Origin of the sequence: Escherichia sp. WS338 (assembly GCF_046486405.1) — a bacterium.
In the GTDB taxonomy this organism is placed as follows: Bacteria; Pseudomonadota; Gammaproteobacteria; order Enterobacterales; family Enterobacteriaceae; genus Escherichia; species Escherichia coli.
Map to the genome: position 1 here is coordinate 1 of NZ_JBJQLL010000069.1, position 7,967 is coordinate 7,967.

Consider the following 7,967-nt stretch of genomic DNA (forward strand, 5'->3'; position numbering starts at 1 on the left):
AGTCAGGCCGCCCGTTGAAGCAGGAACCAGAGGCTGAGCAATCAGCCGTCACCCACTAATGGGAATCCCCCTCCTGAGTCACGAAGTGCGAAGGTGGGGGAGGATGTCAATACACTCTTACTTTAGGGCCGCGTTAGATTTTAACATGGTGGCCGTGCATCCATTTAAACTGGTAATCTGGAGAATGAGTAACGCTGAATAGATTAACAATCTATGCGACTAACGGCCCTTAAAAGCGCAGCTCATAACATCGAATTTTACCAGTTTAGTCATTTTTAAAAAGTGCCCGAAAAATGTTGTCCACGATTTGTGCTCTACGTCCCATCTTGACCTACTCCCTGATAATTCACTCAGAAGGCGGTTAGCAATGTCCGTTAAGTGCTCACAACGGACATTCAGCCCACTAAATCCGACCGTGTCGCTCAATATGCGGACAGGTTGTAGTGCTAACTGCATTGTAGCTGTGAGATTTCACCATCGATGGCTTCTATAACCTGTTTATAGCGGAGCATGACCTCATCATGAATCATCATTAATCCGCGGCCGTACTCTGTGGCTAGGATTGTGTATCTTTTCAGGTGTGCAAGATGTTCTTTGTTGCCAGTAATGTCACTTGCAACCTGCGTGGAGTCTAGCCGTTCGATAAGCGCATTATTGCCGCGATAGGAATCAATTAGGCTTCTTGCGCTTGTATAAAAAGCCACAATTTTTGAGAGTGTTTCTCTATGAACTTCAGGTAGGGATGCCGAGTTGGCTTCATAGAACGTGAAGTAGTTTTGAGTAATGGGGAAAATGTTATCGAACGGTGAGTTCCGGTCGTATTTTTCGATTTCTTCTGCCATTCTGGCCTGATACAGTTTAATCAGTGAGTCTATTTCCTCTCTGACACCCAATAGCGTTGTTATACGCTTCTCTCTGGCCGCTGTTGCCTGCTGTTTTGCCTGCTGTTTCACCTGAGTTGTCACTCCAATCATCGTGAAACAGCCACCTAAAAGAGCTGCTAAAAATGCGGATATGAGATCTGAATATTCGTGCCAGAAGGTTAGCATGGCGAAAATTCCATTGGGTTAAATTATGTCTATTTAACCACATCATGATACGAAGATACCTTCCAAAATGTTGCTATGACCCCATCTGTTGTTGCCTGGCTGGTGACGTGTCTGGGTATTAGCACCGTGCTCTCTCATTATCTAAGTCTGGGCCAATCCTCGCTCATAACAGGCATTCACTTCAGTCATGGCAGAAAGGTATGCATGCTGGAGAAGTCATGAAAGAAAAGAAGACATCTGCGTCGTTTGACATCACTGCTATCTTCTTACTGGTTATGCAGGTCGTAGTGGGGGCACGCAAAGCTTTGCACTGGATTGCGAGGCGTTGCGCTTCTCTGGAGTGCGACAGGTTTGATGACAAAAAATTAGCGCAAGAAGACAAAAATCACCTTGCGCTAATGCTCTGTTACAGGTCACTAATACCATCTAAGTAGTTGATTCATAGTGACTGGATATGTTGTGTTTTGTCGCGTTTTGCAGTCTATTATTTAATCATTAAGTAATCTAATGCTATGATTTTTAAATTATTTATGTGATTTTGTCATCCTTTAGGTGAAAAAGGTTGAGTCGCAAAGCAGAATGCATCTAGCATAAAGCCTTATTATTGATGAGGCTATCATGCGCGTACTGCTATTTTTACTTCTTTCCCTTTTCATGTTATCGGCATTTTCGGCTGATAACCTGTTGCGCTGGCATGATGCGCAGCATTACACGGTGCAAGCCTCTACGCCGCTTAAAGCCAAACGCGCATGGAAACTGTGCGCGCTTTATCCCAGCCTGAAAGATTCATACTGGTTATCGTTGAACTATGGTATGCAGGAGGCTGCTCGCCGCTACGGTGTGGATTTAAAAGTGCTGGAGGCAGGCGGCTACAGCCAGTTGGCTACCCAGCAAGCACAAATCGACCAGTGTAAACAGTGGGGCGCAGAGGCCATTTTGCTCGGTAGTAGCACGACGTCATTTCCCGATCTGCAAAAGCAGGTAGCAAATCTGCCGGTGATCGAACTGGTAAATGCTATTGATGCTCCCCACGTGAAAAGCCGCGTTGGTGTGCCCTGGTTTCAGATGGGCTATCAACCAGGGCGATATCTTGTGCAATGGGCGCACGGTAAACCACTGAACGTGCTGTTGATGCCCGGCCCCGATAACGCCGGGGGTAGTAAGGAGATGGTCGAGGGTTTTCGCGCAGCCATTGCCGGAAGCCCGGTGCGTATTGTCGATATTGCGCTCGGTGACAACGATATTGAAATCCAGCGTAACCTGTTGCAGGAGATGCTGGAGCGCCATCCAGAAATCGACGTCGTTGCCGGAACGGCCATTGCGGCAGAGGCGGCAATGGGGGAAGGGCGTAACCTGAAAACGCCGCTTACCGTGGTATCGTTTTATCTGTCGCATCAGGTATACCGAGGCCTGAAGCGAGGGAGAGTCATTATGGCTGCCAGCGATCAAATGGTCTGGCAGGGGGAACTGGCGGTTGAGCAGGCCATCAGGCAATTACAGGGGCAATCGGTGTCTGATAATGTCAGCCCACCGATTTTAGTCATGACGCCGAAAAATGCCGACCGTGAACATATCCGCCGCTCGCTGTCACCAGGGGGATTTCGTCCGGTCTATTTTTATCAGCACACATCAGCGGCTAAGAAATAACCTTCGCCATGTTGCGTCACCAGTAAATCCGCGCTGAGTTTATGGCGTAAACGACGAATTAACACATCGACGGTGCGCAAGTCAGGGTTTTCCACCCGACGCGCAGAGAGCATACGCAGCAGACGTTCACGGCTAAGAATTTCGCCCGGATTCGTCACAAATGCCACCAACATTTCATACTCTGCGCGGGTCAGTTTAATCGGCTCGCCATCCCGCTCCAGCGTATGGCGCGACACATTCAGGCAATAACCGGCAAAGCGATAGCAGTTGTCCTGTGTGTGCGGTTGAGCTTGTCGCGCGAGGTCGATTCGCCAGAGCAGATTTTTCACCCGTACTACCAGTTCGCGCAGTTCCAGCGGTTTGGTGACGTAATCGTCTGCGCCCATTTCCAGCCCAACAATACGGTCAATCCGATCGCTGCGTCCCGTAACCAGAATAATCCCCACCGTTGAGCGTTCTCGCAGGGCGCGGGTTAACATCAGGCCATTTTCATCGGGCAAATTAATATCCAGCAGAATTAAATCCACCGGCTGATTCTGCATAATTTCCCGCAGCCCGGCACCGCTCGCCGTAACGGAAACGGTATACCCCTCCTGAGTGAAGTAGGATTGTAATCGCGCCTGGGTAACCGGCTCATCTTCAACAATAACAATGTGATGTGGCATCAGAGGGTTTTACTCATTCTGTTCATATCTGTTCATATTCTGCCGTAAGCCGTTCATCCTGACCAGTGCCGCTGTTCATATTTACTCATTAAGATCGCTTCACTAAACCATAATTTTACAGGGGCTATTATGCGGAAACTCTGGAACGCGCTACGCCGACCCAGTGCTCGTTGGTCGGTACTGGCGCTGGTCGCTATTGGGATTGTGATTGGCATTGCGCTGATTGTATTGCCACACGTTGGGATCAAAGTCACCAGCACAACCGAATTTTGTGTCAGTTGCCACAGTATGCAACCGGTGTATGAAGAATATAAACAGTCGGTGCACTTCCAGAACGCCTCCGGCGTGCGAGCTGAATGCCATGACTGTCATATCCCGCCGGATATTCCAGGCATGGTGAAGCGCAAACTGGAAGCGAGCAACGACATTTACCAGACCTTTATTGCCCACTCCATTGATACACCTGAAAAATTCGAAGCCAAACGCGCGGAACTTGCCGAGCGTGAATGGGCGCGAATGAAAGAAAACAACTCGGCAACCTGTCGCTCCTGCCATAACTACGATGCGATGGATCATGCCAAGCAGCATCCTGAAGCGGCGCGTCAGATGAAGGTGGCAGCGAAAGATAATCAATCCTGCATCGACTGTCATAAAGGTATTGCCCACCAGTTACCGGATATGAGTAGTGGCTTCCGTAAGCAGTTCGATGAGCTGCGCGCCAGTGCTAATGATAGTGGTGACACGCTGTACTCCATTGATATTAAGCCGATTTATGCGGCGAAAGGCGATAAAGAAGCGTCTGGTTCTCTGCTGCCTGCTTCGGAAGTGAAAGTCCTTAAACGTGACGGCGACTGGCTGCAAATTGAAATCACTGGTTGGACGGAAAGTGCAGGACGTCAGCGTGTACTCACCCAATTCCCAGGTAAACGCATCTTTGTTGCCTCGATTCGTGGTGATGTGCAGCAGCAGGTGAAAACGCTGGAGAAAACCACCGTTGCCGACACCAATACCGAGTGGAGCAAGTTGCAGGCTACTGCGTGGATGAAGAAAGGCGACATGGTGAACGATATCAAACCGATCTGGGCTTATGCGGATTCGCTGTACAACGGCACCTGTAACCAGTGCCACGGCGCACCGGAAATATCCCACTTTGACGCTAACGGTTGGATCGGCACGCTCAACGGCATGATTGGCTTTACCAGCCTCGATAAACGTGAAGAACGCACCTTGTTGAAATATCTGCAAATGAATGCGTCTGACACCGCAGGTAAAGCTCACGGCGATAAGAAGGAAGAAAAATAATGAACAATAACGATCTCTTTCAGGCATCACGTCGGCGTTTTCTGGCACAACTCGGCGGCTTAACCGTCGCCGGGATGCTGGGGCCGTCATTGTTAACGCCGCGCCGTGCGACTGCGGCGCAAGCGGCGACTGAGGCTGTCATCTCGAAAGAGGGCATTCTTACCGGGTCGCACTGGGGGGCTATCCGCGCGACGGTGAAGGAGGGTCGCTTTGTGGCAGCAAAACCGTTCGAACTGGATAAATATCCGTCGAAAATGATCGCCGGATTGCCGGATCATGTACACAACGCGGCGCGTATTCGTTACCCGATGGTACGCGTGGACTGGCTGCGTAAGCGCCATCTGAGCGACACCTCCCAGCGCGGTGATAACCGTTTTGTGCGCGTGAGCTGGGATGAAGCCCTCGACATGTTCTATGAAGAACTGGAACGCGTACAGAAAATTCACGGGCCGAGTGCCTTGCTGACCGCCAGTGGTTGGCAATCGACGGGGATGTTCCATAACGCTTCGGGGATGCTGGCGAAAGCGATTGCCTTGCATGGTAATAGCGTGGGTACAGGCGGAGATTACTCTACCGGGGCTGCGCAGGTGATCCTGCCGCGCGTAGTCGGTTCGATGGAAGTGTATGAACAGCAAACCTCCTGGCCGCTGGTATTGCAGAACAGCAAAACCATTGTGCTGTGGGGCTCCGATTTGCTGAAAAACCAGCAAGCGAACTGGTGGTGCCCGGATCACGATGTTTATGAATATTACGAGCAGCTAAAAGCGAAAGTCGCCGCCGGTGAAATTGAGGTCATCAGCATCGATCCGGTTGTCACATCCACCCATGAGTATCTGGGGCGCGAGCATGTGAAGCACATTGCGGTTAACCCGCAAACTGACGTGCCGCTGCAACTGGCTCTGGCGCATACGCTGTACAGTGAAAACCTGTACGACAAAAACTTCCTCGCTAACTACTGTGTAGGTTTTGAGCAGTTCCTGCCGTATCTGCTGGGTGAGAAAGACGGTCAGCCGAAAGATGCCGCATGGGCTGAAAAACTGACAGGTATTAATGCCGAAACCATTCGTGGGCTGGCGCGGCAGATGGCGGCGAACAGAACGCAGATTATTGCTGGCTGGTGCGTGCAGCGTATGCAGCACGGTGAACAGTGGGCGTGGATGATTGTCGTTCTGGCGGCGATGTTGGGGCAAATTGGCCTGCCAGGTGGAGGTTTTGGTTTTGGCTGGCACTATAACGGCGCAGGCACGCCGGGGCGTAAAGGCGTTATTCTGAGTGGTTTCTCCGGCTCTACGTCGATTCCGCCTGTTCACGACAACAGCGACTACAAAGGCTACAGCAGCACCATTCCGATTGCCCGTTTTATCGATGCGATCCTCGAACCGGGGAAAGTGATCAACTGGAACGGTAAATCGGTAAAACTACCGCCGCTGAAAATGTGTATTTTTGCCGGAACTAACCCGTTCCATCGCCATCAGCAGATCAACCGCATTATTGAAGGCTGGCGCAAGCTGGAAACGGTTATCGCCATAGATAACCAGTGGACCTCAACCTGCCGCTTTGCCGATATCGTGCTGCCTGCGACCACGCAGTTTGAGCGTAACGATCTCGACCAGTACGGCAACCACTCCAATCGTGGCATTATCGCCATGAAACAGGTCGTGCCGCCGCAGTTCGAGGCGCGCAACGACTTCGATATTTTCCGCGAGCTGTGCCGTCGCTTTAATCGCGAAGAAGCCTTTACCGAAGGGCTGGACGAAATGGGCTGGCTGAAACGCATCTGGCAGGAAGGTGTACAACAGGGCAAAGGACGCGGCGTTCATCTGCCAGCGTTTGATGACTTCTGGAATAATAAAGAGTACGTCGAGTTTGACCATCCGCAGATGTTTGTTCGCCACCAGGCATTCCGCGAAGATCCGGATCTCGAACCGCTGGGCACGCCGAGTGGCCTGATTGAGATCTACTCGAAAACCATCGCTGATATGAACTACGACGATTGTCAGGGGCATCCGATGTGGTTTGAGAAAATCGAACGCTCCCACGGTGGGCCCGGCTCGCAGAAGTATCCGTTGCATCTGCAATCTGTGCATCCGGATTTCCGACTTCACTCGCAGTTATGTGAGTCGGAAACGCTGCGTCAGCAATATACGGTAGCGGGCAAAGAGCCAGTGTTCATTAACCCGCAGGATGCCAGCGCGCGCGGTATTCGTAACGGTGATGTGGTACGCGTGTTTAACGCTCGCGGTCAGGTGTTGGCAGGGGCAGTGGTTTCTGACCGCTATGCACCCGGCGTGGCGCGAATTCATGAAGGGGCATGGTACGATCCAGATAAAGGCGGCGAGCCTGGTGCGCTGTGCAAATACGGTAACCCCAACGTGTTGACCATCGACATCGGTACTTCGCAGTTGGCGCAGGCGACCAGTGCGCATACCACGCTGGTGGAAATTGAGAAGTACAACGGAACAGTGGAGCAGGTGACGGCGTTTAACGGCCCTGTTGAGATGGTGGCGCAGTGCGAATATGTTCCCACGTCGCAGGTGAAATCATGACCACGCTGACAGCACAACAGATTGCCTGTGTTTACGCCTGGCTGGCGCAGTTGTTCTCCCGTGAACTGGACGATGAACAACTGACGCAAATCGCCAGTGCGCAGATGGCTGAATGGTTTTCGTTGCTGAAAAGCGAACCTCCGCTCACTGCGGCGGTGAATGGGCTGGAAAACAGTATTGCCACTCTGACAGTACGTGACGATGCCCGTCTGGAACTGGCCGCTGACTTTTGCGGCCTGTTTCTGATGACCGACAAACAAGCGGCGCTGCCGTATGCATCGGCCTACAAACAGGACGAGCAAGAGATTAAACGCTTGTTAGTTGAGGCGGGGATGGAAACCAGCGGCAATTTCAACGAACCGGCAGATCATCTGGCGATCTATCTCGATTTGTTGAGTCATCTGCATTTTTCGCTGGGAGAGGGGACCGTTCCTGCGCGAAGAATCGACGGTTTGCGGCAAAAAACACTGACGGCTCTGCGGGAATGGTTACCAGAGTTTGCTGCGCGTTGTCGACAGTATGACAGCTTTGGTTTTTACGCGGCACTAAGCCAGTTATTGCTGGTGTTAGTGGAGTGTGACTACCAAAAAAGATAATGCCGTTTGTAGGCCTGATAAGACGCGGCAGGCGTCGCATCAGGCATTAGTGCGCAGTTGCCGGATGCGGCGAGAACGCCTTATCCGGCCTACGGGAACAGTGCTTTTTGTGGGCCTGATAAGATGCGTTAAGCGTCGCATCAGGCATTATGGCGCAGTTGC

At 51.6% G+C, this 7,967-nt stretch carries 6 protein-coding genes; 4 read left to right on the top strand and 2 right to left on the bottom strand.

All coding sequences use genetic code 11. The features are described from left to right. Positions 1-446: 446 nt before the first annotated feature. On the bottom strand, positions 447-1,049 hold the full coding sequence (locus ACJHWT_RS24810; protein ID WP_021577015.1) for a hypothetical protein: 603 nt from the start codon (positions 1,047-1,049) through the stop codon (positions 447-449). 618 nt (positions 1,050-1,667) lie between these two features. Here ACJHWT_RS24810 and torT point away from each other — a divergent pair. Further along, the gene (torT, locus tag ACJHWT_RS24815; RefSeq protein WP_001264952.1) at positions 1,668-2,696 is read left to right on the top strand and encodes a TMAO reductase system periplasmic protein TorT; all 1,029 of its coding nucleotides are present in this window, start codon (positions 1,668-1,670) and stop codon (positions 2,694-2,696) included. Here torT and torR read toward each other — a convergent pair. Then, positions 2,669-3,361 (bottom strand): two-component system response regulator TorR, encoded by a 693-nt coding sequence (gene torR / locus ACJHWT_RS24820; protein WP_001120112.1) that lies wholly within the window; start codon positions 3,359-3,361, stop codon positions 2,669-2,671. The two genes, torT and torR, sit on opposite strands and share 28 nt — an antisense overlap. Before the next feature lie 129 nt (positions 3,362-3,490). Here torR and torC point away from each other — a divergent pair, with 129 nt between their 5' ends. From torC to torD, 3 genes are read left to right on the top strand one after another with little or no spacing between them, the layout of a single operon-like run. Continuing rightward, entirely contained in the window at positions 3,491-4,663 is a 1,173-nt protein-coding gene (torC, locus tag ACJHWT_RS24825) for a pentaheme c-type cytochrome TorC (RefSeq protein WP_001230244.1), read from the top strand. After that, positions 4,663-7,209 carry a trimethylamine-N-oxide reductase TorA gene (gene torA / locus ACJHWT_RS24830; RefSeq protein ID WP_001063153.1) on the top strand — a complete coding sequence of 849 codons (2,547 nt, stop codon included), beginning with the start codon at positions 4,663-4,665 and terminating at the stop codon, positions 7,207-7,209. The genes torC and torA overlap by 1 nt, the downstream gene beginning before the upstream one ends. Then, a complete protein-coding gene (torD, locus tag ACJHWT_RS24835) occupies positions 7,206-7,805 on the top strand; it encodes a molecular chaperone TorD (protein WP_000209903.1) in 600 nt (199 codons plus the stop codon). The genes torA and torD overlap by 4 nt, the downstream gene beginning before the upstream one ends. The last annotated feature ends 162 nt before the right edge of the window (positions 7,806-7,967 follow it).

Bases quoted from the DNA above. Each gene is read 5' to 3' on its own strand.
- torR (WP_001120112.1), bottom strand. From the start codon at position 3,361: ATGCCACATCACATTGTTATTGTTGAAGATGAGCCGGTTACCCAGGCG.
- torA (WP_001063153.1), top strand. From the start codon at position 4,663: ATGAACAATAACGATCTCTTTCAGGCATCACGTCGGCGTTTTCTGGCA.
- torT (WP_001264952.1), top strand. From the start codon at position 1,668: ATGCGCGTACTGCTATTTTTACTTCTTTCCCTTTTCATGTTATCGGCA.
- ACJHWT_RS24810 (WP_021577015.1), bottom strand. From the start codon at position 1,049: ATGCTAACCTTCTGGCACGAATATTCAGATCTCATATCCGCATTTTTA.
- torD (WP_000209903.1), top strand. From the start codon at position 7,206: ATGACCACGCTGACAGCACAACAGATTGCCTGTGTTTACGCCTGGCTG.
- torC (WP_001230244.1), top strand. From the start codon at position 3,491: ATGCGGAAACTCTGGAACGCGCTACGCCGACCCAGTGCTCGTTGGTCG.